Source organism: Achromobacter animicus (assembly GCF_902859585.1).
In the GTDB taxonomy this organism is placed as follows: domain Bacteria; phylum Pseudomonadota; class Gammaproteobacteria; order Burkholderiales; family Burkholderiaceae_B; genus Achromobacter; species Achromobacter animicus.
In genome coordinates this window covers 156,594-182,701 of sequence record NZ_CADIJM010000002.1, presented here as the reverse complement: position 1 = coordinate 182,701, position 26,108 = coordinate 156,594, and the positions used below count along the sequence as shown (strand labels likewise).

Annotated in this window: 30 protein-coding genes; 23 read left to right on the top strand and 7 right to left on the bottom strand. The window is 66.1% G+C overall.

Annotation, left to right across the window (positions count from 1 at the left end; genetic code table 11):
- Nucleotides 1-25: 25 nt before the first annotated feature.
- Complete coding sequence (locus HV681_RS05715) at nt 26-754, top strand: SDR family NAD(P)-dependent oxidoreductase (RefSeq protein WP_056559783.1); 729 nt, start codon at nt 26-28, stop codon at nt 752-754.
- 53 nt (nt 755-807) lie between these two features.
- Here the strand turns inward: HV681_RS05715 and HV681_RS05710 are convergent, their stop codons facing one another.
- Nucleotides 808-1,590, bottom strand: coding sequence for an IclR family transcriptional regulator (locus tag HV681_RS05710; RefSeq protein ID WP_175122168.1), 783 nt, complete (start codon nt 1,588-1,590; stop codon nt 808-810).
- 193 nt (nt 1,591-1,783) lie between these two features.
- Between HV681_RS05710 and HV681_RS05705 the strand changes: the two genes are divergently transcribed.
- Genes HV681_RS05705 through HV681_RS05680 form a run of 6 tightly spaced genes read left to right on the top strand, consistent with a single transcriptional unit; the run spans nt 1,784 to nt 5,639 of the window.
- Nucleotides 1,784-2,473 (top strand): 3-oxoacid CoA-transferase subunit A, encoded by a 690-nt coding sequence (locus tag HV681_RS05705; protein WP_056559787.1) that lies wholly within the window; start codon nt 1,784-1,786, stop codon nt 2,471-2,473.
- Complete coding sequence (locus HV681_RS05700) at nt 2,470-3,114, top strand: 3-oxoacid CoA-transferase subunit B (RefSeq protein ID WP_175122167.1); 645 nt, start codon at nt 2,470-2,472, stop codon at nt 3,112-3,114. Before HV681_RS05705 ends, HV681_RS05700 begins: the two co-directional genes overlap by 4 nt.
- A gap of 60 nt (nt 3,115-3,174) precedes the next feature.
- Nucleotides 3,175-3,450 (top strand): muconolactone Delta-isomerase, encoded by a 276-nt coding sequence (gene catC, locus HV681_RS05695; protein WP_056559790.1) that lies wholly within the window; start codon nt 3,175-3,177, stop codon nt 3,448-3,450.
- Between the two features lie 12 nt (nt 3,451-3,462).
- The gene (locus HV681_RS05690) at nt 3,463-3,759 is read left to right on the top strand and encodes a YciI family protein (protein WP_105240952.1); all 297 of its coding nucleotides are present in this window, start codon (nt 3,463-3,465) and stop codon (nt 3,757-3,759) included.
- 54 nt (nt 3,760-3,813) lie between these two features.
- Nucleotides 3,814-4,593 carry a 3-oxoadipate enol-lactonase gene (pcaD, locus tag HV681_RS05685; protein WP_175122166.1) on the top strand — a complete coding sequence of 260 codons (780 nt, stop codon included), beginning with the start codon at nt 3,814-3,816 and terminating at the stop codon, nt 4,591-4,593.
- 5 nt (nt 4,594-4,598) lie between these two features.
- Nucleotides 4,599-5,639 (top strand): cyclase family protein, encoded by a 1,041-nt coding sequence (locus HV681_RS05680; protein ID WP_175122165.1) that lies wholly within the window; start codon nt 4,599-4,601, stop codon nt 5,637-5,639.
- A gap of 145 nt (nt 5,640-5,784) precedes the next feature.
- Here HV681_RS05680 and HV681_RS05675 read toward each other — a convergent pair whose 3' ends face one another.
- A complete protein-coding gene (locus HV681_RS05675; protein ID WP_175122164.1) occupies nt 5,785-6,111 on the bottom strand; it encodes a PsiF family protein in 327 nt (108 codons plus the stop codon).
- A 245-nt stretch (nt 6,112-6,356) separates the two neighbouring features.
- Between HV681_RS05675 and HV681_RS05670 the strand changes: the two genes are divergently transcribed.
- From HV681_RS05670 to HV681_RS05660, 3 genes are all read left to right on the top strand, one after another.
- Entirely contained in the window at nt 6,357-6,698 is a 342-nt protein-coding gene (locus tag HV681_RS05670; RefSeq protein ID WP_175122163.1) for an FxLYD domain-containing protein, read from the top strand.
- Between the two features lie 185 nt (nt 6,699-6,883).
- The gene (locus HV681_RS05665; RefSeq protein WP_175122162.1) at nt 6,884-7,534 is read left to right on the top strand and encodes a carbonic anhydrase; all 651 of its coding nucleotides are present in this window, start codon (nt 6,884-6,886) and stop codon (nt 7,532-7,534) included.
- Nucleotides 7,535-7,769: 235 nt separating this feature from the next.
- Nucleotides 7,770-8,369, top strand: coding sequence for a glutathione S-transferase (locus HV681_RS05660; protein ID WP_175122161.1), 600 nt, complete (start codon nt 7,770-7,772; stop codon nt 8,367-8,369).
- Between the two features lie 27 nt (nt 8,370-8,396).
- Here the strand turns inward: HV681_RS05660 and HV681_RS05655 are convergent, their stop codons facing one another.
- Entirely contained in the window at nt 8,397-9,305 is a 909-nt protein-coding gene (locus HV681_RS05655; RefSeq protein ID WP_175122779.1) for an AraC family transcriptional regulator, read from the bottom strand.
- 151 nt (nt 9,306-9,456) lie between these two features.
- On the opposite strand from HV681_RS05655, the gene HV681_RS05650 reads away from it, so the two are divergent.
- Entirely contained in the window at nt 9,457-10,290 is an 834-nt protein-coding gene (locus tag HV681_RS05650; RefSeq protein ID WP_175122160.1) for an oxidoreductase, read from the top strand.
- An 87-nt stretch (nt 10,291-10,377) separates the two neighbouring features.
- Entirely contained in the window at nt 10,378-10,965 is a 588-nt protein-coding gene (locus HV681_RS05645) for a hypothetical protein (protein WP_175122159.1), read from the top strand.
- Between the two features lie 11 nt (nt 10,966-10,976).
- Here HV681_RS05645 and HV681_RS05640 read toward each other — a convergent pair whose 3' ends face one another.
- Nucleotides 10,977-11,942: a LysR family transcriptional regulator gene (locus HV681_RS05640; protein ID WP_239214968.1), complete on the bottom strand. Its 966-nt coding sequence runs from the start codon at nt 11,940-11,942 to the stop codon at nt 10,977-10,979.
- A gap of 93 nt (nt 11,943-12,035) precedes the next feature.
- Here HV681_RS05640 and HV681_RS05635 point away from each other — a divergent pair, with 93 nt between their 5' ends.
- The 3 genes from HV681_RS05635 (at nt 12,036) to HV681_RS05625 (ending at nt 14,383) form a co-directional block, all read left to right on the top strand.
- Entirely contained in the window at nt 12,036-12,839 is an 804-nt protein-coding gene (locus HV681_RS05635; RefSeq protein WP_175122158.1) for an NADPH-dependent F420 reductase, read from the top strand.
- 63 nt (nt 12,840-12,902) lie between these two features.
- Nucleotides 12,903-13,601, top strand: coding sequence for an NADPH-dependent F420 reductase (locus HV681_RS05630; protein ID WP_175122157.1), 699 nt, complete (start codon nt 12,903-12,905; stop codon nt 13,599-13,601).
- A 14-nt stretch (nt 13,602-13,615) separates the two neighbouring features.
- A complete protein-coding gene (locus HV681_RS05625) occupies nt 13,616-14,383 on the top strand; it encodes an SDR family NAD(P)-dependent oxidoreductase (RefSeq protein ID WP_175122156.1) in 768 nt (255 codons plus the stop codon).
- 66 nt (nt 14,384-14,449) lie between these two features.
- Here the strand turns inward: HV681_RS05625 and HV681_RS05620 are convergent, their stop codons facing one another.
- Nucleotides 14,450-15,784 (bottom strand): DUF3100 domain-containing protein, encoded by a 1,335-nt coding sequence (locus tag HV681_RS05620; RefSeq protein ID WP_175122155.1) that lies wholly within the window; start codon nt 15,782-15,784, stop codon nt 14,450-14,452.
- A gap of 380 nt (nt 15,785-16,164) precedes the next feature.
- On the opposite strand from HV681_RS05620, the gene HV681_RS05615 reads away from it, so the two are divergent.
- The 4 genes from HV681_RS05615 (at nt 16,165) to HV681_RS05600 (ending at nt 19,935) form a co-directional block, all read left to right on the top strand.
- Entirely contained in the window at nt 16,165-17,100 is a 936-nt protein-coding gene (locus HV681_RS05615) for a LysR family transcriptional regulator (RefSeq protein WP_175122154.1), read from the top strand.
- A gap of 73 nt (nt 17,101-17,173) precedes the next feature.
- A complete protein-coding gene (locus HV681_RS05610; protein ID WP_056559812.1) occupies nt 17,174-17,365 on the top strand; it encodes a DUF2970 domain-containing protein in 192 nt (63 codons plus the stop codon).
- Between the two features lie 289 nt (nt 17,366-17,654).
- Nucleotides 17,655-19,397 (top strand): nitrite/sulfite reductase, encoded by a 1,743-nt coding sequence (locus HV681_RS05605; RefSeq protein WP_175122153.1) that lies wholly within the window; start codon nt 17,655-17,657, stop codon nt 19,395-19,397.
- Nucleotides 19,390-19,935, top strand: a complete 546-nt coding sequence (locus HV681_RS05600; protein WP_175122152.1) for a DUF934 domain-containing protein — start codon at nt 19,390-19,392, stop codon at nt 19,933-19,935. Before HV681_RS05605 ends, HV681_RS05600 begins: the two co-directional genes overlap by 8 nt.
- A gap of 45 nt (nt 19,936-19,980) precedes the next feature.
- Here HV681_RS05600 and HV681_RS05595 read toward each other — a convergent pair whose 3' ends face one another.
- On the bottom strand, nt 19,981-20,769 hold the full coding sequence (locus HV681_RS05595; RefSeq protein ID WP_175122151.1) for an IclR family transcriptional regulator: 789 nt from the start codon (nt 20,767-20,769) through the stop codon (nt 19,981-19,983).
- A gap of 102 nt (nt 20,770-20,871) precedes the next feature.
- Between HV681_RS05595 and HV681_RS05590 the strand changes: the two genes are divergently transcribed.
- The 4 genes from HV681_RS05590 to HV681_RS05575 all read left to right on the top strand — a co-directional run bounded on the left by HV681_RS05590 (nt 20,872) and on the right by HV681_RS05575 (nt 25,053).
- Nucleotides 20,872-21,861, top strand: a complete 990-nt coding sequence (locus HV681_RS05590; protein ID WP_175122150.1) for a Bug family tripartite tricarboxylate transporter substrate binding protein — start codon at nt 20,872-20,874, stop codon at nt 21,859-21,861.
- 17 nt (nt 21,862-21,878) lie between these two features.
- Nucleotides 21,879-23,384 (top strand): class I adenylate-forming enzyme family protein, encoded by a 1,506-nt coding sequence (locus HV681_RS05585; protein WP_175122149.1) that lies wholly within the window; start codon nt 21,879-21,881, stop codon nt 23,382-23,384.
- Nucleotides 23,381-24,169 carry a citryl-CoA lyase gene (locus HV681_RS05580; protein ID WP_175122148.1) on the top strand — a complete coding sequence of 263 codons (789 nt, stop codon included), beginning with the start codon at nt 23,381-23,383 and terminating at the stop codon, nt 24,167-24,169. The genes HV681_RS05585 and HV681_RS05580 overlap by 4 nt, the downstream gene beginning before the upstream one ends.
- A gap of 80 nt (nt 24,170-24,249) precedes the next feature.
- Nucleotides 24,250-25,053: an SDR family NAD(P)-dependent oxidoreductase gene (locus HV681_RS05575; protein WP_175122777.1), complete on the top strand. Its 804-nt coding sequence runs from the start codon at nt 24,250-24,252 to the stop codon at nt 25,051-25,053.
- Nucleotides 25,054-25,062: 9 nt separating this feature from the next.
- On the opposite strand, the gene HV681_RS05570 is transcribed toward HV681_RS05575, so the two are convergent.
- On the bottom strand, nt 25,063-26,055 hold the full coding sequence (locus HV681_RS05570; protein WP_175122147.1) for a Bug family tripartite tricarboxylate transporter substrate binding protein: 993 nt from the start codon (nt 26,053-26,055) through the stop codon (nt 25,063-25,065).
- Nucleotides 26,056-26,108: the final 53 nt, after the last annotated feature.

Genomic DNA, 26,108 nt, shown 5'->3' with positions numbered 1-26,108 from the left:
TCTTGAACACTGAACGGAAACCGATATGACCAAACCCACCGCATATCTCGTCACCGGCGGCAGCGCCGGGATCGGCGCCGCCATCATCCGCATGCTGCTCGATGCCGGCCACAAGGTCGTCAACATCGACTACAAGCTGCCCGAGAATCCGCCGGCGGGTCTGGTCTCGTATCAGGCCGATCTGACCGACGAGGCGCGCACGCAGGAAGTCGCGCGCGAAGTCACCAGCGCGTTCAACATCGTCGGTCTCGTGAACAACGCCGGCGCCACGCGGCCCGGCACGGCCGACACCGCCACGCTGGCCGACCTGGACTACGTCGTCAATCTGCATCTGCGCACCGCGCTCATCCTGGTGCAGGCCGCGCTGCCCGCCATGCGCGAAGCCGGCTTTGGCCGCATCGTCAACATGTCGTCGCGCGCCGCGCTGGGCAAGCCGGATCGCGTGGTCTATTCGGCCACCAAGGCCGGGCTTGTGGGCCTGACGCGCACGCTGGCCATGGAACTGGGCGGCGACGGCATCACCGTCAACGCCATCGGCCCGGGCCCCATCGCCACCGACCTCTTCACCAAGAGCAATCCGGCCGGGGCCCCGCAGACCGAGCGCATCATCAACAGCATCGTCGTCAAGCGCCTGGGCACGCCCGAAGACGTCGCGCGCGCCGCGATGTTCTTCCTGTCGCCCGACAACGGGTTTGTCACCGGCCAGATGCTGTATGTCTGCGGCGGCACGACGCTCGGCGTCGCGCCCATCTGAGCGCGGCCGCCATGTCCGTCCGGACCCATCCCTCTGCCGCCCCCAGGCTTGGCCTAGCGGCGCAGCAGCGCGTGGTTGATCTGGTCGGCGGCGCGGCGCAGCGGCGGCAAAAACGCTTCCAGCATCGCCTCGCGCGAAAACCGGTTGGCGTGACCGCTGACGTTCATCGCGGCGATCACGCGGCCGCTGCGGTCGATGATGGGCACCGCCACGGATTGCAGGCCGGGTTCCAGTTCCTGCGCCACGCAGGCATAGCCGTCGGCACGCACGCCGGCCAGCACGCGCTTCAGCTCGGCAACGTCCGTGACGGTTTCCGCCGTGTAGGTCTGGATCTGGCTCATCGCCAGCACCCGGTCCAGCTCGGCTTCGGGCAGGCCCGCCAGCAGCACGCGGCCCATCGACGTTACCCATGCCGGCAAGCGGCTGCCCACGGCCAGATTGATCGTCATCACCTTATGCGTCGACAGGCGCAGGATGTACACGATGTCGGCGCCTTCCAGCACCGACACGGAGCAGGACTCGCGCGTCAGCTCGGCGACTTCTTCCATGTAGGGCAGTGCCAGGTTCCACAGCGGCGTGCCCGACAGATACGCGTAGCCCAGTTCCAGGATGCGCGGGGTCAGCGAGAACTTGCGGTCGTCGGCCGTGACGTAGCCCAGGTGTTCCAGCGTCAGCAGGATGCGGCGCGCGCCGGCGCGGGTCAGCCCCGTCACCGCGGCCACCTCGGACAACGTCATCTGCGAACGGTCGGGGCCGAAGGCCCGGATCACCGACAGGCCGCGCGCGAAGGACTGCACGTAACTGTCGCTGGGTTGCTGGGGATCTTGCTCGGCCATCCGTCTGGTTCCACGAGTAAAAGGCCCGCCGCGGCGAGCCTGCGTTGCCCCTTGCGGGCGACTCCGAACGATGGAGAGTGCGGCGTGCGGGCTTGCCTTGACGCCTTCGCATTCCCCATGAAACGATGTTCTTCAGAAGAACGAAAGTTCGAAAGAAGAACAAATTATGACACGCCACCTATGAGCGAACATCATGATCTCTAAGACTGTTGCAAGCGCTGCCGCCGCCCTGGCGGACGTCCCCGATGGCGCCACCGTCATGATCGGCGGCTTCGGCACCGCCGGGCAGCCCATGGAACTGATCGACGCCCTGCTTGAACAGGGCGCCAAGGACCTGGTCATCATCAACAACAACGCCGGCAACGGCACCACGGGGCTCGCCGCCCTCTTGGGCGCCAACCGCGTGCGCAAGATCATCTGCTCGTTCCCGCGCCAGGCGGACTCGCAGATCTTTGACGGCCTGTACCGCAGCGGCAAGCTGGAACTGGAACTGGTGCCCCAAGGCAACCTGGCCGAGCGCATCCGCGCCGCTGGCGCCGGCATCGGCGCGTTCTTCACGCCCACCGGCTACGGCACCCCGCTGGCCGACGGCAAGGAAACCCGCGAGATCAACGGCCGCCAGTACGTGCTGGAGTATCCGCTGCACGCCGACTACGCGCTGATCAAGGCCGAGCGCGGCGACCGCTGGGGCAACCTGGTCTATCGCAAGACCGCCCGCAACTTCGGCCCCATCATGGCCAGCGCCGCGCGCGTGGCCGTGGCCCAGGTCCGCGAGATCGTCGAACTGGGCGAGCTCGACCCCGAAACCGTCGTCACCCCCGGCATCTTCGTCAAGCGCGTCGTGCAGATCGCAGGCCAGCAGGCCGCCAAGGAGCAGCAATGAGCACCAAACTGACCCGCGACCAGATCGCCGCCCGCGTCGCGCAGGACATTCCTGAAGGCGCCTACGTCAACCTGGGCATCGGCCTGCCCACGCTCGTCGCCAACCACCTGCCCGCCGGCCGCGAGGTCATCCTGCACACCGAAAACGGCATGCTGGGCATGGGCCCCGCGCCCGCCAAGGGCGAGGAAGACTACGACCTCATCAACGCCGGCAAGCAGCCCGTCACCGAACTGCCCGGCTGCTCGTTCTTCCATCACGCCGATTCGTTCGCGATGATGCGCGGCGGCCATCTGGACATCTGCGTGCTGGGCGCCTTTCAGGTCTCGCAGCATGGCGACCTGGCCAACTGGCACACGGGCGCGCCCGATGCCATCCCCGCCGTCGGCGGCGCGATGGACCTGGCCATCGGCGCCAAGGACGTCTTCGTGATGATGGAACTGCAGACCCGCGAAGGCCAGAGCAAGCTGGTCGAGGCCTGCACGTATCCGCTGACCGGCGTGCGCTGCGTGTCGCGCGTGTACACGGATGTGGCCGTGTTCGACATCAACAAGGATGGGGTGACGGTCACCGATATCTTTGGCGACATGACCGCCGATGAGCTGCTGCGCCTGACCGGCCTGCCGCTTAAATTTTCGAACTGAATTCCCTAAATTGCCGCTACACCGCCCCGCGCGCCGGGGCGGCATCATGGAGAGTCCATCATGTTGTTCATGGTTCAAATGCAGGTCAATCTGCCCGTCGACATGCCCGCCGAACGCGCGGACAAACTGAAGGCTGACGAAAAGGCCCTGGCGCAGCAGCTGCAGCGCGACGGCAAGTGGAAGAGCCTGTGGCGCGTCGTCGGCCGCTACGCCAACGTCAGCATCTTCGACGTCGAAAACAACGACGAGCTGCACACGCTGCTGTCGTCGCTGCCGCTTTTCCCGTACATGGATATCGAAGTCACCGCGCTCGCGCGCCATCCCTCGGCGATCTGACAGGAGCCTCGCATGCCCTACATCATCGAAACCTTCGACAAGCCCAATCACCAGGAAATGCGCCAGCAGCACCGCGCCAAGCACCTGGAATACCTGGACGCCAACAAGCAGCTGCTGCTGGCGTGCGGCGCCAAGCTGCAGGATGACGGCAAGGATGCGGGCGGCGGGCTGTACATCGTCGACGTCGACACGCGCGAAGCCGCGCAGCAGTTCATCGACGCCGATCCGTTTGCGCAGGCCGACCTGTTCGACCGCGTAACCATCACCCGCTGGCGCAAAGCCTACGTCGACGGCGTCTGCCACCTGTAATACCCGCGCGGCCGCCTGCTTGCGCGGCCGCCGCCCTCCCCAAAGGAATTCCACATGGCTTACGCCGATCTCAGCCAGGCACGGCTGTTCTACGTCATCGATGGCCCCGCCGACGCGCCGGTGCTCGTGCTCTCCAATTCGCTGGGCACCAACGCCGACATGTGGGCCCGCCAGATCCCTGAACTGACCCGCCACTTTCGCGTGCTGCGCTACGACACCCGCGGCCACGGCAAGTCGTCGGTCCCCGAAGGCGAATACAGCTTCGAGCAGCTGGGCAACGACGTCGCCGAATTGCTGGCCCACCTGGATATCAAGCGCGCGCATTTCTGCGGCCTGTCGATGGGCGGCCCGACCGGCCTGTGGCTGGCGCTGGCGCGACCCGAACTCGTCGGCAAGCTGGTCCTGTGCAACACCGCCGCGCGCATCGGCTCGGCTGAAGGCTGGAGCACCCGCATCGCCGCCGTGGCCGAGCAGACGCTCGAAAAGATGGCGCCCACGCTGGTCGAACGCTGGCTGACCGACGGCTATCGCGCCGCCGAGCCGGGCCTGACGCAGGTGCTGATCGACATGCTGCGCCGCACGCCGGACGCCGGCTACTCGGGCAACTGCGCCGCGCTGCGCGACGCCGACTTCCGCGAGCAGGTGTCGTCCATCACCGCCCCCACGCTGGTCATCAGCAGCACGCACGACCTGGCTGCCACGCCCGCGCAAGGCCAGGAACTTGCGGCCGCCATTCCCGGCGCGCGCTACGTGGAATTGAACACCTCCCACATCTCGAACTGGGAGCAACCGGAAGCCTTCACCCGCGCGGTCGTCGACTTCCTGACGGAGTAAGCCGCATGCAACGCTGGAAGCATCGGCCCGAAGGCTCCAACTGGGGCGACTTCGGGCCCGACGACCAACTCGGCCGCCTGAATCTCATCACCGAAGAACAAGTCCTGAAGGGCGCACGCGAGATCCGCGCCGGCAAGACCTTCTGCCTGTCCCTGCCGCTGGACCTGCCCGGCGGCAACGTGCTCAACCCGCGGCGCCACCCGCCGCAATTGAGCCCCACGAAGCTCAAGGACACCCCGTACCTGAACTTCCCGTTGAAAAACGTCAACCCTGACGCGCTCGACGTGTTGAGCGACGACCAGGTGCTGCTGTCCATGCAGTATTCGACGCAATGGGACGCGCTGGCGCATGTGGGCGCATTGTTCGATGCCGATGGCGACGGCACACCCGAGCTGCGCTACTACAACGGCTTTCAGGCGGGCGTGGACGTTGTGGGACCCAATGATGGCGATCACACCGGCTGCGGTTGCAACAGCGGTGGCCCGTCTGCCGCGCTGAAGCTGGGCGTTGAAAACCTGGCGCAGAAAGGCATGCAGGGCCGCGGCGTGCTGGTCGACCTGTTCCGCCATTACGGCCCGGGCCGCACGCTGATCGGCCACGCCGAACTGATGCACGTGCTGGCAACGGATGGCATCACGATTGAGCGCGGCGACATGCTGGTGCTGCGCACCGGCTACGCCGAAGCCGTGGTCGCGATGAACGGCACGCCCGACCCCGAGGTGCTGCACACCTACGGCGCCGCGCTGGACGGCACCGACGACGCGCTGCTGCAATGGATCACCGACAGCGGCATCGCCGCCATCTGCGCCGACAACTACGCGGTCGAGGCCTACCCCGCCCGCGAAAAGTCCGGCGCGCGTCCGATGCTGCCGCTGCATCATCACTGCCTGTTCAAGCTGGGACTGCCGCTGGCGGAGCTTTGGTATTTGAAGGACCTGGCGGAGTTCCTGTTTGCCAATGGCCGCCACCACTTCATGCTGACTGCGCCGCCGCTGCGCCTGCCGCATGCGATCGGATCGCCGGTCACGCCGATTGCGACGGCGTGACGCGCGGAGCGCCGGTGTCTGGCACCCGTACAAGACGGCCTTGAAGCTGCACCTGAGCGTCTTGGGTGTCTGACACCCAACAGCATCGGTCAGCGGTCCAAAAAAAAACGCCAGACATCGTCTGGCGTTTTTTCTTGCCGGTTGTTCACCCCTTCAAACACGTGCTCATGAACGTCTTGCGCGCGTCGCCGGCCAGTTTCTGTTCCGCGGCCTTCGCGTTGCAGTCCTTCATCTTTTGCTGCTGCGGCGTGAGTTGCTTGGCCGGCTCCTCGCCCTTCAGGCAACTGCTCATGAACGTCTTGCGGTCGTCGCCCTTCTTGCCTTCGGCGGCCTTGTTGCAGTCAGACATGCGCTGCTGCTGCGGCGTGGGCGTCTTGGCGGTTGAGGGAGCGGCGGGGGTCTGCGCCTGCGCGCCGGCAAAACATGCGGTCAACAGGATGGCCGAAGCCAGCTGGCTGGTACGGGAAAGCATGAGTTCCTCCCTTGAGCGCCCCTCGCGCAATGGCACGCGCGACGCGGGCGGCACGGTCCGCCGGCCAAGGCGCCGGCTTGGCAATCATCGAACAAAGCCCCAGCATTGGCAACATCCGCCGCAACCTGTTACCCATTCATCCTTCTGGCCCGTTGTCTCTCGTGGCAGAAAGGAGTGAGATACGCCTGATCCCCGCCGCGATGCCGTACTACCGTCGCCGCCGCGGGCCGTATCAGGAGACAACCATGAAAAAACTCGTCCTTGCCGCGCTCGTCGTGCTAGCCGGCCTGTCCGGCGCCGCTGCCGCGCAAAGCCTTGCCTACGGCATCACCCTGGGCAACGTCCAGGCCGTGCGCGACAGCACCCGCAACGTCTCCACCATTACGGGCTTTCTCGCCAACCAGTCGGAGCGCAACGTCAACAGCGTCCTGCTGACTTACGTCCTGTACGACGCGCAGAACCGCGAGATCGGCAGGGTCAGCGAAGATGTCGTCGGCCCGTTCGCGCCCGGCCAGATCAAGGTGGTCAAGGCGATCACGCCGCTGGAATTCGCCCGGGTGAATGCGCTGGACGTCGCCGCACGCTAGGTCAGACCGCCGCCCGGCCAGCCGCCAAAAACCCTTTTGTGATCAGGGTTTAGACAGGTGGCTATCAGGCCAGTTATGGGAAAATCGCGTCTGCCGACTCGATAACAGGGGCTTCCAAACGAAGCCCCTTATTGCGTATGCCGGCGCGCCAGCAAGCCTGGCCTCGATACTAGGAAGTGAAGATCATGTTTCCCAAAAGACTCTCCGAAGGCTATCAATCTTTCCTGGACGGCCGCTTCCAGACTGAAAGCAGCCGCTATCAAAAGCTGGCCGAAATCGGCCAAAGCCCGGAAATCCTGATCATCGGATGCTGCGACTCGCGCGTGTCGCCCGAAGCGATCTTCGACGCCGGCCCCGGCGAGATGTTCGTCGTGCGCAACGTGGCCAACCTTGTGCCGCCCTGTGACCCGGACTCGGAATCGTCGTACCACGGCACCAGCGCCGCCATCGAATTCGCGGTCAACGGCCTGAACGTCAAGCACATCGTCGTGCTGGGCCACGCGTCCTGCGGCGGCATCCGTTTCTTCTTCGACGACGCCACGCCGCTGAGCAAGAGCGATTTCATCGGCAAGTGGATGTCGCAGATCGAACCCGTGGCCAAGGGCATGTCGCCGGATACCGGCGACCGCCAGGCCAACCTGAAGCGTCTGGAACTGGCCACCGTCGCGCACAGCCTGAACAACCTGATGACGTTCCCGTCCATCCGCCGCCGCGTCGAAAAGGGCGAACTGGAACTGCACGGGGCGTACTTCGGCGTGGCCACCGGCGTCCTGTTCCTGCGCGATCCGGACACCGGCGAATTCAAGCCCTGCCTGGAATCGGGTATTACGGAATAAGCAGCGGATAAGCCGCTGATACGCGGCGCGCGCCGGACCGCAACGGTTCCGGCGCGGTCTGCATGCAAAGTGCGCGTCGCCCGACGCGCGCCATCGCCTTCATGCCAGCGTTCGCGCCGCCTTGCGCAGCGCATCCATTCCCCCTTTCATGTGTTCCCCGCCGGTCATCCGCACGCAGGCTGGACAGCGTTCGCCCCCTGCGCAACACTGACGCCTCTCACCGACAGGGAACCCCATGAAAATCTTCTTCTCGCCTGCTTCGCCCTTCGTACGCAAGTGCATGGTCATCGCCCATGAACTCGGCCTGGTCGACCGCATTGAAAAGCTGCCCAGCGCCGCCGGTCCCGTCGCCCGCGACCAGACCATCATCCCGAGCAACCCGCTGGGCCAGGTGCCCACGTTCATCACCGATGACGGCCAGGCGCTGTTCGACAGCCGCGTCGTCTGCGAGTATCTGAACGATCTGGGCGGCGGCACGTTCTTCCCCGCTGGCAAGGCCCGCTGGCCGGTGCTGGCCGAGCAGGCGATGGCCGACGGCATGCTGGGTGCGGCGCTGCTGGCGCGCTATGAGACCGTGCTGCGCCCGGAGGCGTTGCGCTGGGATGGCTGGGTTGAAGGCCAGCTTGGCAAGGTGCGCGACGGTCTCGCGCTCATCGAGAAGAACGCCGCAGGCCTCGAAGGCCGGTTGGACATCGGCACCATCACCATCGGTTGCGCATTGGGCTACCTGGACTTCCGCTTCCCGGATCTGGACTGGCGCGCGTCGCATCCCGCCACGGCCAAGTGGTTCGAAGGGCTCAGCCAGCGTCCGTCGATGCAGGCCACCAAGCCTTGAACGAACCGTCGGCGGGCAGCCGCCGATTCAGTGTGACGACACGTAGGTGGCGTCCGCGAATGCCGGCAAAGCGAAGCCTTCGCGCATGCGTCGCGCCTCCGCCGCCGGCGTCAGGCCAAACAGGCGCTTGAACTCGCGGCTGAACTGGGACGGGCTTGTGTAGCCCACCGCCTGACTCGCCGACTCGGCCGTAAGGTCCTGCCGCACCATCAAGAGACGCGCCTGGTGCAGGCGCGTCGATTTCACGTACTGCATGGGAGAGACCTGCGTCACCGCCTTGAAATGGCTGTGAAAGCTGGGGACGCTCATGCCCGCCTCGTTGGCCAGCCGCGTCACGTCAAGCGGCCGGGCGTATTCCGCGTGAATGAGGCGCAGGGATCTGCCGATCCGGCCAAACTGCCCGCGCAGGGACAACGCTTCCCGCATCGAACCGCCCTGCGGGCCGGTCAGCACGCGGAAATAAAGCTCACGCAACAGCCCCGGTCCCAGCACGGCGGCTTCAAGCGGCCGGGACATGGCCTCGATGAATCGCAGCACCGACGTGCGCATCGCGTCATCCATCGGCGTCGACAACATGCTCTGCGGCGGCTGGGCTGCCGCCGCAGAGCCGGCGGCGTCGATCTGAGACGCCAGTTCCGCGGCCAGCGCGAAATCCAGGTGCAGGTACAGCGCCAGCAGCGGGCGCTCGGGCGTTGCGTCGGTCTCCATGCTGAAGGGCACCGGGACGGACACGGCCAGGTAATGCTGCTCGTCGTACAGGTACAGCCTATCGCCGAAGTAGCCGCGTTTGCGGCCCTGACAGACGATCACGATGCCCGGGTCATACAGCACCGGCGTGCGCGCGAGCGCCCGGTTGGCGCGCAGCACGCGCACGCTGGGCAACGCGGTCAGGTTGTAGCCCTCATCAGGCGCCAGGCCGCGCAGCAGCGCGGCCATGCGGCTTTCGGCAGGATCCGCGCCTACCGCGTCGTCGGGGGCCATGGCGTCGGTGTTCATAGCTTTGTGCAAGATAAGCAGCGGACTACGGCTTATCCGCGCAGTTTGTCAAGACTACCATGCATTCTCCAATGACTTCGGAGCCCCCTCCATGACCTCCTCCAAAACCCTGCTCATCACGGGCGTCAGCAGCGGCTTCGGCCGCGCCCTGGCCGAGGAAGCCCTGGCCGCAGGCCACCGCGTTGTCGGCACGGTGCGCGGCGAGCCGGCCCGCCTCGCGTTTGAAAGCCTGTCTCCCGGCGCTGCGATCGGTCGCGTGTTGGACGTGACCGACTTCGACGCCATTGACGGCGTGGTGGCCGATATCGAAGCCAGCGTCGGCGCCATCGACGTGCTGGTCAACAACGCGGGCTATGGCCATGAAGGCGTGATGGAAGAGTCGCCCCTGCCGGAAATGCGCCGCCAGTTCGACGTGAATGTGTTTGGCGCGGTCGCGATGATGAAGGCAGTCCTGCCCTTCATGCGCCAGCGCCGGCGCGGCCACATCCTGAACATCACTTCCATGGGTGGCCACATCACCATGCCGGGCATCGCGTACTACTGCGGCAGCAAGTTCGCGCTGGAGGGGATTTCCGAAGCGCTGGGCAAGGAAGTGCAGCCGCTGGGCATTGCCGTGACGGCGGTGGCGCCGGGGTCGTTCCGCACCGACTGGGCGGGCCGATCCATGACGCGCACGCCCCGCACCATTGCGGACTACGACGCCATCTTCGACCCTATCCGCAAGGCCCGCGAAGAGAAAAACGGCCGTCAGCTGGGGGATCCACGCAAGGCGGCGCGCGCCATGCTGGCGGTCATCGACGCCGATCATCCTCCCGCGCACTTGCTGCTCGGCAGCGATGCGCTCGGGTTGGTGCGGGGCAAGCTGGCCGCCTTGCAGGAGGAATTGACGGCGTGGGAGACGGTTACGAAATCCACAGATGGGTAAAGCCTTTCGCAGAGGCCTTTGCTACAGTGAACTTGCATCTCCCCGGACAGACCAACCCAAAGGTCAATCACGACAAGGAGCCCCCGCATGGCCATTTCTGCGATCTCCGCCATCCCCCACGTCGCCGCGCCTTATCCGGCGCGCGTTTCGATGCTGGATGAGAACCGCCCTGCCTGGGAAGCCGAACGCGCCGCGCAGAACTTCGCCGCCCGGCAGGCCCAGCGCACCGCGCAAGCCCAGGCCGCCCGCGACGCCCAGCGCGTGGAACGCGCCCAGGCCGACAGATTGGCAAGGGCGGAACAAGACGCCCCGCCTGTCAGACACAAAGCCGACCCTGCCGTCGCGCCCCTTGCCCTCATCGCGCCCGCCATCAATATCGATGAATTGCGCGACCTGTACGCGGACGCCCGGATGCGGCGCGCGGTCGAGGACTTTGCCGCGCGGCCGGACCCGGTGGCGCAACGCGCCGACATCGCTAACGACTGGGGCACCATCGAAGGCCTGGCGCCGCTGCAACCCTATCGCGTCGCCATGGGCAATCCGCAGGTGGAATTGCAGGCGGCGGCTGTCATGAAGGCGGCGAGCGCCGGCATCCCAGCAGTGGCCAACATCGGGCCCACTGAAAATGTGACCGACAACGCGCGCTACCGGCCGGGCCAATCACGCTGGATGTAAGCGGACGGCGTTCAGGCGTCTCCGCCCTTGAACGCCTCCACGCTCAGATCCACGAAAGTGCGCACCTTGGGATCCATATAGCGGCTGGATGCGAACACGGCATGAACGGGTGCAGGAATTTCAGCCCAGCCCGCAAGCACACAGGCGAGGCTGCCGTCCGCCACGAACGGCGCTGCCATGAAACGTGGCAGCTGCGCAATTCCCAGCCCCGCGACGGCAAGATTCTTTGCCGCGATGATGCTGTTGACGGCACAACGGGGCGTCGCCGTGACCCTTTCCGCTATCGCCTCTTTGACCAGCGTCCAACTCGAGCGGCCACGGATTGTCTTCATGATCAACGCGTGGTGTTTCAAATCTCCGACTGCGGATAGCTTCGGTGCGCGCTTGAGGTAGTTCGGCGCTGCATACAGCCCGTATGACACTTCGCCAAGCCGACGCGCAGAAAGCCCTGAATCCTCCAGCGCGCCGACACGGATTGCGACGTCGAATCCTTCATGGATGATGTCCACCAGCCGGTTCGTGTATTCCGCTTCCACGGTCACCTTGGGCGCCGCGCGCAGAAACGCCGCAATCCAGTCATCCACCACCATCGTCCCGAACTCGGCGCCCGCCGTGATCTTGAGCAATCCCTTGGGCTCGCGGGACTGCTGCGCCACCGCGGCCTCAGCCGCCTCAGCAGCGGTCAGGATGCAGACGGCGCGTTCGAAATAGTCCCGCCCCACCTCGGTCACATTGAGGCGGCGTGTCGAACGGGTAAGGAGTTGGACGCCCAGCTTTTCTTCCATACGCCTGACGATGCGGCTGACGCGCGCCTTATCGGTGCCAAGCCGCTCGGCCGCGGACGTGAACGAGCCATCGGTCACCACCGCCGCGAAAACTCTCATTTCGGGCAAATCGATTGATGTATTCATGGACAACAGTATTTGCCTTTCAGCACCATTTATCAATCCGGGAGCCGAATCTACAGTGAGCTTCATGCAACACGCTGCACATCGGCCGCGACGCGGCGGGTGTGCCCTGCATGACATCTGCCGGCGAATTCCGCCGCGCTCCATCAACGGATATCTACGATGAAACAAACAATCGGAATCATTGGCGCCGGCCTTGTCGGCAAGGCTGTCGCGCGTCTGGCCGTCGCGGCGGGTCACAACGTCGTGATCAGCAATTCACGCGGCCCCGAAACGCTCTCTGCGCTGACCAAAGCCTTGGGACCCCTTGCCCGTGCCGGCTCGGTCGACGACGCGATCGCAGCGGGAGACATCGTCTCGCTCGCCATTCCGTTGGCGACATTCGAAAGCCTGCCGGCCGACCGGTTCGCCGGAAAGGTCGTGCTCGACCAGACCAACTACTACCCCGGCATGGGCGGATTTCGCCGCCCCGATCTTGATGCAGGCGAACTGACATCAAGCGAACTCATCCAGCGGCACCTGCCAGGCGCGGCGGTGGTCAAGGGGCTTCACAACCTGAGCTGGATTCACATGGAAAGCAACGCCCGCCCCAAGGGCAATGCTGATCGGACAACGCTGCCCATTGCCGGTGACGACGCCGAGGCGGTGCAGACCGTGACGCGCTTCATCGAGGCAGTGGGCTACGACGTCGTCAACGCCGGCTCGCTTGCCGACAGCTGGCGCGTGGAACCCGGTACGCCGATCTACTTCTGGCGGTATGCGCCGGTCGTTCCCGCGGGCGTGTCGGATGACGAGGCCAAGAGGATCTACCAGCAGCGGGGCGAGCCGGTTCTCCCGCAAGAGGCACGCAAGCTCATCGATGAGGCGGTGCGTCCGTCCCCGATCGGTGGAACGCTGGTGGGCATGCCGAAAGTGCACGTGGATCTTTTCCTCGAGCAGGCCAGCGCCGACACCGTCAAGCAATAACTCCCTGGCGCCGGCGCCCGTTCGCGGCGCCGCCAGCCGCATTCATCGTTAGCGGAAAGTGCAATGAAGATAGGAATTCTGAACACCGGCAACATCGGTAGCCGGCTCGCGCGAGCCTGGGCCACCGCCAATCATCAACTGGTGCTTGCCAAGGACGGCGAGGATCGCAAGATCTCTCCCTTGCTTGCCGAGCTGGCCGACGACGCAAGGCTTGGCACCATCAAACAGGCAGCAGACTTCGGTGAAGCGGTGCTCTTCTCGGTCTATTGGCCTCGGGTGGACGCCGTGATCGACGCGGTGGGCAATGCGCTCGACGGCAAGATCGTGATCGAAACCATGAACCCGCTTGGCGTCACCGGCGATTTCGAACACTTCCATGATCATGCCTTCATGCGAGACAGCTCGACCGCCGAATACCTGCAAAAAAGACTTCCTGCGGCGCGGGTGGTAAAGGCGTTCAGCCTGATGGCCGCGCCCGTGCTGGAAGCCGCCGCCTGGGCGTCATCGCCGTCCAGGCCCAACGTTTTCTATGCCACGGACGACCCCGAAGCCGGTCAGGTCGTGCGAAAGCTGATCGACGACGCGGGCTTTGCGCCCGTCAACGCAGGCCCGCTGAAGGCAGCTCGCCAGCTGGAGCAGTTGGGTGTGCTGCTGCACCACATCGCGCGGCACGAATACGGCGGCGATGCGGATCTGATTCGAATGGGGCTGTCGGTTGTTTTGGCAGATCCTGGGCCCATCGTGCGCGAACGCATCGTTTGACCAAGGAGATTTCCATGTCACAGATGCTAGTTGGAAAAACCGCCCTGGTGACCGGAGGGTCCCGCGGCATCGGCCGTTCGATCGCTGAACGCCTGGCCCAGGAAGGTGCGATGGTCGCGCTGACCTACAACGTCAGCAAGGCTGGCGCGGACGACGTGGTTGGCGCCATTCAAGCAGCCGGAGGCCGCGCTTTCGCACTGCACGCCGATCTGACCGATGCAAACACCATTCCGGCCCTGTTCGAGAATCTTGACGGCAGGCTCGCTGACCTGATGGGCAGCAACGCACTCGACATTCTCGTGAACAATGCGGGAAATTCCGGCTGGGGCGGATTGGCGGAGGCCACCCCGGAGAGTTGGGACACGCTCTTCGCCGTCCACGCCCGCGCACCTTTTTTCATGGTTCAAGCCGCACTGAGCCGTCTGTCCCGCAATGGTCGGATCATCAATATCTCTTCCGGCGCCGGCGTGCGGGCAATGTCCGCCGTGCCCATCTACTCGATGGCCAAGGCCAGCATCAACAACCTGACCCACGCGCTTGCCCAGGAGCTGGGCACGCGCGGCATCACGGTGAATGCCGTGGCGCCAGGCTGGATTCGCACCGACATGAACGCCGCCGTCCGCGAGAATGCCGCCATGGTTAAAGCGATAGAAGCCGACACAGCGCTTGGCCGATTCGGCGAAACCTCGGAGATCGCCGCGACGGTGGCCTTTCTCGCCTCGGACGAAGGCCGTTGGGTGACCGCCCAGGTCATCGAGGCAAGCGGCGGCTACAAACTCTGACGCCGGCAAGGCCCAGAAATGACAAAGCCGCCTGCAACAGGCGGCTTTGTCGCGAAGCGTGATGGATCAGTGGAAGAATTCCGCGATCATGGTGGCGCCCATGAACGTGCCGGCGTTCGCCGCCAGCGACACCACCACGATCTTCCAGCCCAGCTTGCGGAACGCAGGCAGGTCCTTCAGGATCGACAGTCCGGCCATCGCCAGGATCACCGTCGTGAACGGCAGAAAGTTGACCTTGCCGACCATTGCAATGATCTGATCCGAATACGGCAGCACGCCCGGGCAGCCGGCGGTCATGGCGATCACCGACAGCACGAACACGGCCGGCAGCTTGGGCACGACGCGCAGGATCAGGTCGGTGATGACGACCAGCAGCACGATGATGGCCATGCCCGGCAGTGCGTCCGCGAACGGCACGTTGTAGCCCAGACGGTTGCCCACCAGCGCGAACAGGCCACAGATGACGTAGGCGGTCAGGCGGTCGCCGAAGCCCATCTTCGAGCCGTGCGCGGGCACGTCTTCCGACACGCTGTCGTCGACCACGGCCTCGTTCTTGCCACGCGAGAAGCGGCCCAGCACGGGCTCGAGCTTGCCGTACAGGAAGATCGTCGTGGGCAGCGAAATGAACAGGGTGAAGTACACGCCAACCACCGTCGTCAGCAGGTTGGCGGCCGCAGCCAGCGCAGCGACCTGATGCGCCATTTCGGGCGTCTGCTGCGAAGCGATCGCGCCCACGCCTGCGGCCATCATGCTGCCCGAGCCCACGCCGGCGCCCATGGCGAGCGAGCGCGGATCGAAGATGTTCAGGCTGGTGATGAAGCCCGCCATCAGCGCCACGAACAGCGCGCCGATCACGGTGCCGGTGATGTATTCGGCCATGACGCCGCGGCCTTCCGGCGAGTTCATGCCGTAGCGCTCGCCGATGATCGCCAGGCTGGGCTCGCGGCCCACCGAGAACGTCGCGCCAATCGCTTCACGCTTGATGCCGAGCAGCAGCGCCAGCGGCAGGCCGATGGCCATGGTGCCGAAGAAGTGGCCGAACTCCTGGAACACCAGCGCCCAGCCGGCCTCGCGCACCTGCGGCAACGCGCCGCCCACCATCAGACCCAGCTTGGCCAGGAACGGCAGCAGCGCGTATTGCAGGTAGCCGCTGATGCGGGTCTGCATCGCCTTGTCGATGCCGGCGCCTGCCGGCAGCCGCTGGCCGAACGCCGCAACCACCGCGCCGATGAAAATCGCCCACAACATGGGCTGCAGGATGATCTTGCCCGGACCGACCGAGAAGGTGACGCTGCCGATCGCTTCGGAAATGACCACCACCAGCAGGATGGCGGCGAGCATGCGCACGCGCCCCGATAGCGGCATGGAAGGCGAAGCCAGGCTTGCGCTGGCATGAGACATTGGTTTTCCCCTGATGACGTGAATAGTGATCGTGGCGGCGGGCCGGACGAACCCGGAAACCGGCGCCCGGACGTCCAGGCAGAGCCGGCGGGGCAAGCGAATTCGGAAGGTTCGGGCGACGGCGCTTGAAGAGCGGCTCTGTCGATTCAAACGGCCAATACAGCGCGAACGGCGCGCGCAGCGGGCGGCCGATTCGGACTGCGCAATTTTCGCTCACCCCTCTGGCGGGCAACCATGACACGGGCCGCCGAGAAACGTTGCGTAAAATGCAACGAATTCGCCTTTCCTCGGAAAATTTTGCACGAGACAAATCGAAATAAGGGTAAACCCTTAAGCCCTTTCGTGGAAAATCAGCCGCATTCCGCCCGGAGCCAGCCGCCATGGACGAACAACTCGACGCGCGCCGCACCCATTACTTCATGCAGGTCATGAGCCGGGGATCCGTGCGCGGCGCGGCCGAGGCCCTGGAAATGGACCCGTCCGCCGTCAGCCGCGCGATCGCCGCCCTGGAGCGCGACTGCGGCATGGCGCTGTTCGAACGCCGGGGACGTGGCCTCGTGCCCACCGATGCCGGCCACATCCTGGCGCGCTATGTAAAACGGCAGCAGGACATCCAGGAGAGCTTCTTCTCCGAAATCGACAGCCTGCGCAAAGCCGAACGCGGCCACATCGACCTGGTGCTGGGCGAAGGCTTTGTGGAGCTGATGTTCGACCGCGTGCTGCCGGGCTACTGGCGCAGCCATCCCGAAGTCACGCTGGACATCGACGTGGCCCGCACGTCCGAAATCGTCCAGCGCATCGTCGACGACCGCGCTTACATCGGGCTGGTGTTCCAGCCGCCCAACGATGCCCGGCTGCGCACGCATTACTCGCGGCCCGAGCCGATACGGGCCATCGTGCGTCAGGACCACCCGCTGACGCGCCTGCGCCGGCCCCTCTTGCTGACCGATCTGGCCGACTACCCCGGCGCGTCCATGCAGGAAGGGTTTGGCGTGCGCCAGCACATCCAGGCCGCCGAGATCAGCGAGCAGGTCCGGCTGCACAACGTGCTGACCACCTCGTCGTTCAAGGCGCTATGGCAGTTCGCGGCGGCCGGCATCGGCTACGCGCTCACGCCCCCCATCGCCGTCACCGCCGACATGCAGGCCCAGCGCCTCGCGAGCCTGCCGCTGGCCAATCCCATCCTGAACCAGGGCAGCCTGCACGTCCTGAGCCGCGCCGGCCGCCACATCTCGCCGGCCGCGCGCGAGCTGCTGGAACACATCGTGCGCGGCATCGGCGCACACGCCGCCGCGCCATCTGATACGGTCGGCTGACGCGAATCTGCATCTGTCTGCCGGACACGCCAGCGTCTACAGTGGGCCGTCAATAATCCGCCCGGAGGCGCATATGCTCGGTTTCCTGCGCACGGTCCGCTCCGTGCTGTGGGCCTTCTTCGGCGTACGCCGCGGCCGCGGCTACGATGCCGACATCGCCCACAACAAGCCCGGCCCCCTCATCGCCACCGGCCTGCTACTCGCGGCCTGCCTGGTGATCATTCTGGTGTTCGTGGCCCGCTGGGCGGTGAATGCGGCGTTGTAGGGGTTTAGGGGCTTGTTCTACGACAAGCCGCATATTCATATATGCGCGTACGCTCGCGGCTGGTTTCGACGACCTCCGCAAAAATGGCCGCCCGGCCGCCCGGAGGCGGGCAGCCCCCTCGGGGGGCAGCTGGCGCGCGCAGCGTGGGGGCCCTTATTTCTTTATTACCAGAATGACTTAGACGGTGTTCGCGGGTCGCTGTTACGGTTATGAATCCCGTTTTGCCGGCGCCGTGCGCCCGACCCCGCCCCCGGGGTTCAGACCGAAAAGACTTCCAAGGGCAGTAGACATGTACGTGTATGACCCCGTCGACCAACAGCTTGTCGAGCAGCGTGTCGCGCAGTTTGCCGATCAGACGCGCCGCTTTCTCGACGGCCAGCTAACCGAGGACGATTTCCGCGTCCTGCGCCTGCAGAACGGCCTGTACATCCAGCGCCACGCCCCCATGCTGCGCGTCGCCATTCCGTATGGCCTGCTGGCGTCCCGCCAGTTGCGCACCCTGGCGCACATCGCGCGCAAGTGGGACCGCGGCTACGGACACTTCAGCACGCGCCAGAACATCCAGTTCAACTGGCCCAAGCTGGAAGACGTGCCAGACATCCTGGCGGAACTCGCCACGGTGCAGATGCACGCCATCCAGACCAGCGGCAACTGCATCCGCAACACCACCACCGACCACTTTGCCGGCGTCGCGCCGGACGAACTCGTGGATCCGCTGATCTGGTGCGAGATCATCCGCCAGTGGTCCACGCTGCATCCCGAGTTCGCCTTCCTGCCGCGCAAGTTCAAGATTGCTGTCAGCGGCGCCGTGGAAGACCGCGCGGCCGTGGGCGTGCACGACATCGGCCTGCAGGCCGTCGAGCGCGATGGCAAGCTGGGCTTTCGCGTGTGGATCGGCGGCGGCCTGGGCCGCACGCCCATCGTCGGCAAGCTCATCAATCCGTTCGTCGAATGGCAGCACCTGCTGACCTATCTGCAGGCCGCGCTGCGGGTCTACAACCTGCATGGCCGCCGCGACAACAAGTACAAGGCGCGCATCAAGATCCTGGTCAAAGACCTGACGCCCGAGGTCTACGCGCAGCAGGTCGATGAAGAGTGGCAGCGCATCAAGGGCGGCCCCGACACCATCACGCAGGAATTCGTGGACCGCATCAAGGCGCGCTTCGTCTGGCCGCAGCACGACGCCGCCGCCGCGTCCGACATCGACAACACCGACGCGCTGGCCGCGGGCGACAAGCGCTTCGCGCGCTGGCTGCGCACCAACGTGCATGCGCACAAGGTTGCCGGCTACGCCGCCGTGACCGTGTCGCTCAAACCCACCGGCGTGCCGCCGGGCGACATCACCGCGGACCAGATGGATGCGGTGGCCGACCTGGCCGACGACTTCGGTTATGGCGAACTGCGCGTGTCGCACGAACAGAACCTGATCCTGGCCGACGTGCGCCGCGCGCGGCTGCACGAGTTGTGGCAAAAGCTCGAGGCCCTGAACCTCGCCACGCCCAACGTCGGTCTGCTCACCAACATCATCGCCTGTCCGGGCGGAGACTTCTGCGCGCTGGCCAACGCCGTCTCCATTCCCGTGGCCGAAGCCATCCAGCGCCAGTTCGACAACCTGGATTACCTGTTCGAGATCGGCGAACTCGATCTGAACATCTCGGGCTGCATCAACTCCTGCGGCCATCACCATGTGGGCCACATCGGCATTCTTGGCGTCGATAAGGCCGGCGAGGAGTGGTATCAGGTCACGGTGGGCGGCCGCCAGAACGGCGCCGCCAAGCCGCTGCCCGATCTCGAATCCACGCATGGCGGCGGCGCGGCCATCGGCCGCATCATCGGCCCGTCGTTCGCGCGCCATCAGGTGCCGGGCGTGGTGGACCGGTTGATCCGCACGTATCTGGGTTTGCGCGACAGCGACGCCGAACGCTTCATCGACGTGGTGGACCGCGTCGGCATCGATCCCTTCAAGCAGGACGTGTACGCGGACCCTGCCTTCGCCAAACCCACGCAGCAAGCGGAGCCCGCCCATGTCTGAGATCTACGCCCACGACGCCCCCGGCCCGCATCTCATCCGCAACGGCAAACTCGAGGCCGACACATCGCGTCCGTTCGTCCCCGAACCCGAAGTGCCCGCCGAAGGCCAGGTCCCGTCCGACGAACCCGGCTGGATCGTGCCGCTGGCCGTCTGGAAGACTTCGCGCAACACGCTGCGCCGCCACAAGCATCCCGTGGCCGTGCTGCTCAACCCCGACGCCGACCTGACGGACCTGGCGGACGCCGATGGCGTGCTGCATCCCGAGGGCATCGCGTTCATCGCCGTGGACTTTCCGGTCTACACCGATGGCCGCGGTTATTCGCTGGCGCAGCTGCTGCGCACGCGCTACGACTGGCAGGGCGAGCTGCGCGCAGTCGGCGACGTGATGATCGACACCATCCACTACCAGGCGCGCGTGGGCTTTGACAGCTTCCTCGTCAAGCCGGGACACGACCCGCACAAGGCGCTGGACGCCTTCAAGACGTTCACGGTGCATTACCAGAAGACGTACCGCGTGCCGACGCCGGCCGCGGCCTGAACGAAACGGCCCCCACCCGCCGCCGGAACGGCATCGCGGCGGGCCTCAATCCCCCTCGCCCGCCCCGTGCGGCATGCCGAATCCGCTTTGCGACACCTGCGCGCGGATCAGTTCGGCAATGCTGCGCTGGCGCGGCGCCTGCATCCGGCTGATGAGGCTGGACACGCTGACCGCCAGCCGCGGATAGCCGCCCGCATCGCACAGCGCCATGCCGACACCCAACACGCCCGGCACCGCCGCGTTTCCCACCACGGCCCAGCCGCGCCCGCGCGTGTTTTCCACCAGCCGCCGCATCTGCGCCACCGTCATCCCGCCGTAGGCGCGTAGCGCCTGCTCGTTCTGCATCACCACCTCGTCGGCTTCCGCGGCCGGCAGGGCGCCCAGCAGCGCCAACCCGGCCGCGCCCACGCCCAACGGCTGGCGGTGCCCGACCGTCACGGCCAGCACCTGCACGGGGTAATTGCCAACCTCGCGATGCAGGCACAGCGAATCATTCGCAGCGCGGCAGATGAGAAACGCCGAATCGCCGCTGACGTCGCTGATCTGTCGCAGCAATGGCCGAAGACTGCGCACGGCCTGCGCGTGCGGGTCGCCGGCCATCATCACGCCCAGTTCAGCAACGCGCCAGCGCGGCGCGCCCGATTCCCGAAGCGCGTAGCCCTCCTCGACCAGCACATCCAGGTAGCGATACACCGTGGACCGCTGCATGCCCGCGGCCCGCGCAATGTCCACGACGTGCATGCCGGCCGCGCCGGCCTGGCGCAGCACGCCCAGCACCTTCAGCCCGCGCCGCAGGATGCGCGGACCGGAACCCTCGGAATCCGGTTTGTTCAATTTCTGGACACCTTGCGTTGATAGGGCCTCCATCAAAGCCGAATATGAAGGCGGACAGACGAAGATCTGTCCAATTATTAGACAAACAGGACGGAGACAACAATGAAGACATTCGGCAAGCGCTGGACCGCTGCGGCGGTAGCCTTGAGCGGGGCGCTGATGACCGCCGCCCCGGCCTGGGCGGCCAAACCCTATCCCGATCGCCCCATCACCCTTGTCGTCGGCTATGCGGCCGGCGGCGCAACCGACATCGTGGCACGCCTGATGGCCAAGTCCCTGGCCGAAGAGCTGGGGCAGACGGTCGTGGTCGAGAACAAGACCGGGGCCAACAGCAACATCGGCGCCGAGATCGTCTCGCGTGCCGCGCCCGACGGGTACACGCTCTATGTCGGGTCGATCGCCAACACCATCAACCGCACGCTGTACAGCCAGCTCAATTACGACTTCGTCAAAGGCGTCGAACCCGTCGGGTTGCTGGCGACCATTCCGAACATCCTGGTGGTCAATCCCAAGCTGCCCATCAAGACGGTGCAGGAATACATCGCCTATGCCAAGCAGCATCCCGGCAAGCTGACGTGCGCGTCGTCCGGCAGCGGATCGTCCATTCATCTGTCCTGCGAGCTCTTCAAGATGAAGACCGGCACCGACATCCTGCACGTACCGTATCGCGGCAGCGGTCCCGCCGTGGCGGACCTGCTGGGCGGTCAGGTGGACTCCATGTTCGACAACCTGCCCTCGTCCCTGCCCCACGTGCAGGCGGGCAAGCTGCGCGCCATCGGCGTCACCTCGCCCCAGCGCCTGCCGGCCACGCCCGATGTGCCCACCTTGGCGGAGTCCGGCCTGCCTGACTTCGACGTGGAATCGTGGTTTGGCCTGGTGGCGCCGGCCGGCACGCCCCGGCCCGTCATCGACCGCCTGAACCAGGCGCTGAACAAGGCGCTCGCGACGCCAGCCCTGCAAACCTCCTACAAGCAAGGCGGCTTCTTCCCGCCCCAAGCGCCGAACACGCCGGAGACCTTCGCCAAGAAGATCGCCAGCGAGATCGACAAATGGGGCGCGGTGGTGAAAAGCGCCAACCTCAAGGCCAATTAAGCATCCAAGGAGCATAGGTGTACCCGATTGATTTCTTCTTCCGCGCCGCCGAGCAGTACCCGGACCGCGTGGCGCTCGACGGTCCCGATGGGCAGGTGACTTACGCGCGGCTGGCGGCGGACACGCGTGCACTGGCCGCCGCCCTGCAGGATCTGGACCCCGAGCCGCAGACGCGCGTGGCCATCTGCGCCGGCAACTCGGCGCGTCACATCCTGGCGCTGCTGGCGGTGCTAGCCAGCGGCAAGGTCTGGGTGCCGCTGAACTACCGCAGCACCGCGCGCGAGATCGGCCGCATCCTGGATGCGACCGAGCCGACCATTGTGATCGTCGACGACGTAGGCGCGCCGCTCGTGCCCGCGGGTTCAGCACGACGCATCGTGCTGGACGAGGCGGCCGCTGACCTGGCGCTGGACGCGCTGCTCGCGCGTTTTGCCGACCGCGCTCCGGCGCGTCACGCCTTGCCGCGCGACGCCACGCAGGCCATCAAGTTCACGGGTGGCACCACCGGCCTGCCCAAGGGCGTGATGCAGCCGTATCACGCGTGGAACGCCGGCATCGTCAACCAGATCCTCAACTGGGGCCTCACCGCCGAAGACCGCTACGTCGTGTCCGCACCCATCACGCACGGCACCGGCACCTATCTGTTGCCGGTGCTGGCGCAGGGCGGCGCGCATCTGCTGCTGGACAGTGTGTCGCCCGCCACGATCACCGAGGCATTTCGCGAGCGCGGCGGCACGCTGAGCTTCATGCCGCCCACGCTGATCTACATGATCATGGCGCAGCCCGGCGTCTCCCGCGCGGACTTCCCGCATCTGCGCAACCTGATCTACGGCGGGGCGCCCATGCCCGTCGAAAAGATCGAGCGCGCGCGCGCCTTCTTCGGCGCGGTGCTGGGCACGACCTACGGCCAGACCGAGGCGCCGCAGATCGTCACGGTGCTGCGCCCCGCTGATCTCGAAGCACCGGAAAATCGCGCGTCGGTCGGCCGGGTCACACCGCTGTCCGACGTGGCGATCATGGCGCCCGACGGCACGCTGCTTCCACGCGGCGAAATCGGCGAAGTCGTGGTCCAGGGCGATCTGGTGATGACCGGCTACTGGCGCCTGCCCGAAAAGACCGCTGAAACCGTAGTGGACGGCTGGCTGCACACCGGCGACACGGGCCTGATAGACACGCGCGGCTATCTGTTCCTGAAGGACCGCCTGCGCGACGTCATCATCACCGGCGGGTTCAACATCTATCCGGTGGACGTCGAAAACGCCTTGTCCGCGCATCCCGCCGTCTACGAATGCTCGGTGTTCGGCGTGCCCGACGACAAGTGGGGCGAAGCGGTTCACGCCGCCGTCCAGCTTCAGGCGGGCGCCGAGGCCGATGGCGACGAACTCAAGGCGCACGTGCGTGCGCTGCTGGGTCCGGTCGCCACGCCCAAACACATCCATTTCCACGACAGCCTGCCGCGCTCGAGCGTGGGCAAGGTGCTGAAGAACGCGGTGCGCGACGCCGCAATGAAGGAAACGCCATGAACAAGCCCGAAACCCGCCTCTGCGCCCATCACCTGACCGGCATGTCGTATCGCGACGTCGATCTGGTCGAAGACCTAATCGGCAAGAAGTCGTTTACCGAAGTCATGATCATGCAGATCCTCGGCCGCGACGCACGTCCCGTGGACATGCGCATCGTGGACGCGGTGCTGGTCACGCTGATGGAGCACGGCATGACGCCCAGCGCGATCGCCACGCGCCTGATCTATATGAGCGCACCCGAGAATCTGCAGGGCGCCGTGGCGTCCGGGCTGATGGCCGTGGGCAGCCAGTTCGTGGGCACTATGGAAAACTGCTCGCGCCTGCTTGACCGCATCCGTCAGGCACCCGACGGTCCCGCGGAAGCATTGGCGATTGCCCGCGAACACCGCGCGTCGCGCAGCCCGCTGCCCGGCTTCGGCCATCACCTGCACAAGCCGGACGATCCGCGCGCGATCAAGCTGCTGGCGCTGGCCGAGGCGGAAAGCGAACTGAGCGGCGAGTCGGTCCAGGCGCTGCGCTGGCTGGCCAGCGCCATCGACGAGACCTACGGCAAGCACATCACCATCAATGCAACCGGCGCCGTGGCCGCGCTGCTCAGCGAGATCGGCGTGCCTACCGACCTGATGCGCGGCTTTGCCGTGATCTCGCGCGCGGCGGGCCTGGTGTCGCACGTGGCCGAAGAGCAGCAGAGCCCGTCCGGGCGGTACATCTGGGAAACCATCGACCACGCCATTCCGTACGTGGGCAAGGGCAAGAGCCATCAGCAAGACGGCGGGCAATCGTGAGCGCGGGGTCCGGTACGCCCGATGCCGGTACGCCCGATGCCGGTACGCCCGTTGCCGGCACGCCCCTTCACGCTGCCCCGCTGTCCGGCGCGCGCCTGGCCGGCAAGGTTGCGCTGGTCGCAGGCGCGGGCACGTCCGCGCCCGGCTGGAGCATCGGCAAGGCAAGCTGCGTGACGCTGGCGCGCCAAGGTGCGGCCATCATCGCCCTGGACGCCAACCTGACCGCCGCCGAAGAGGCCGCGCATGAGGCCGAAGCGGCAGGCGGCAGCGCGCTGCCTGTGCAGGCCGACGTGGCCGACCCGGACGCGATGCAGGCGGCGGTCGACGCGGCGTTAAGCCGCTTTGGCCGCATCGACATCCTGCAGGCCAACGCGGGCATCGGCAAGGTCGGCGGCCCCGAAGACATCTCGATCGCGGACTGGGACCGCATCCAGCAGGTGAACGTGACCAGCCTGCTGATCGCCACGCGCCTGCTGGCGCCCGTCATGCGTGTGCAGGGCGGCGGCGCCATCGTGGCCGTCTCTTCCATTGCGGGCATCCGGTACACCGGCTATCCGCATCTGGCCTACAGCGTCAGCAAGGCCGCGGTCATCCACTTTGCGCGCATGGCCGCGCAGCAGTACGCCGCCGACGGCATCCGCGTGAACACGGTCATACCCGGCCTGATCGACACCCCCCGCGTCACCGCCAATGTCGCAAAGATGTTCGATGCGAACGACCTGGACGCCGCGCGTGCGGCACGCGACAAGCAGGTGCCGATGGGACGCATGGGCACGCCATGGGAGGTCGCCAATGCGGTGGCTTTCCTGGCGTCGGACGAGGCGTCCTACATCACCGGCACCGAACTGCTCGTGGATGGCGGCCTGACAGGCAAGTACGCCTGATGCGACGGCTTACTCGGCCTTGATGTTGCCGCGCTGGACCACGGCGGTCCACTTGGCCACGTCGTCGCGGATGCGCTTTGCGAACTCCGCCGGCGTGCTGCCGACCGGCTGAAAGCCCAGCCCGGCCAGCTTGTCGCGCAGCGCGCCCTTGCGCACGGATTCGCCCAGCGTCTGCGACAGGCGCTCGATGATCGGCTCCGGCACACCGGCCGGCGCAATCACGCCGAACAGCGGCGAGATATCCACACCCGGCAGTCCGGCCTCGGCAAACGTGGGCACGTCGGGCAACTGGCTCGTGCGTTGCGGGCTGGTGACCGCCAGCGCGCGCAGCTTGCCCGCCTTGATGTGTTCAAGCAGCGTCGGGACGGTGGCAAAGCCGAACTGCACCTGGCCGCCCAGGAGGTCGGTGATCACGGTGCCGCCGCCGCGGTAAGGCACGTGCAACACGTCCACGCCTGCCTGCTGGCGCAGTTGCTCACCAGCCAGATGCGGCCCGCTGCCCACGCCCGCCGACCCGAACGACAACGTGCCGGGCTGCGACTTGGCCAGCGCCAGAAACGACGCAATGTCGGTCGCCTTGACCGACGGGTGCACCACCATGACGAAGGGCGCCGTCGCCATCAGCGAGATCGGCGCGAAGTCCTTGATGGCGTCGTACGGCTGACGGTCGCCCAGCAGTGCGGGATTGATGGTGAACGTGGAGTCGACCATGCCGATGGTGTAGCCGTCCGGCGCGGACACCGCCAGCGCGCGCGTGCCGATCGTGGTGCCGCCGCCGCCGCGGTTTTCCACGACAAAGGGCTGGCCCAGCGCCTCGGCGTACACCTGACCCGCCATGCGGCCCAGCGTGTCGGTCGCCGCGCCCGGCGGGTACGGGATGTACAGGCGGACCGTCTTGTCCGGGTACTGCGCGGCACGTGCCGCGAAGGACCACGGCAACACAGCGGCGCCCGCTGCCATAGCGGCGCTGTTGATCAGGAAGGTTCTGCGCGATGGGTGCATGTCTTTGTCTCCAGGTTCGTGTTCTTTGCGGCCTCTGCGGGCCTGTGGATTCT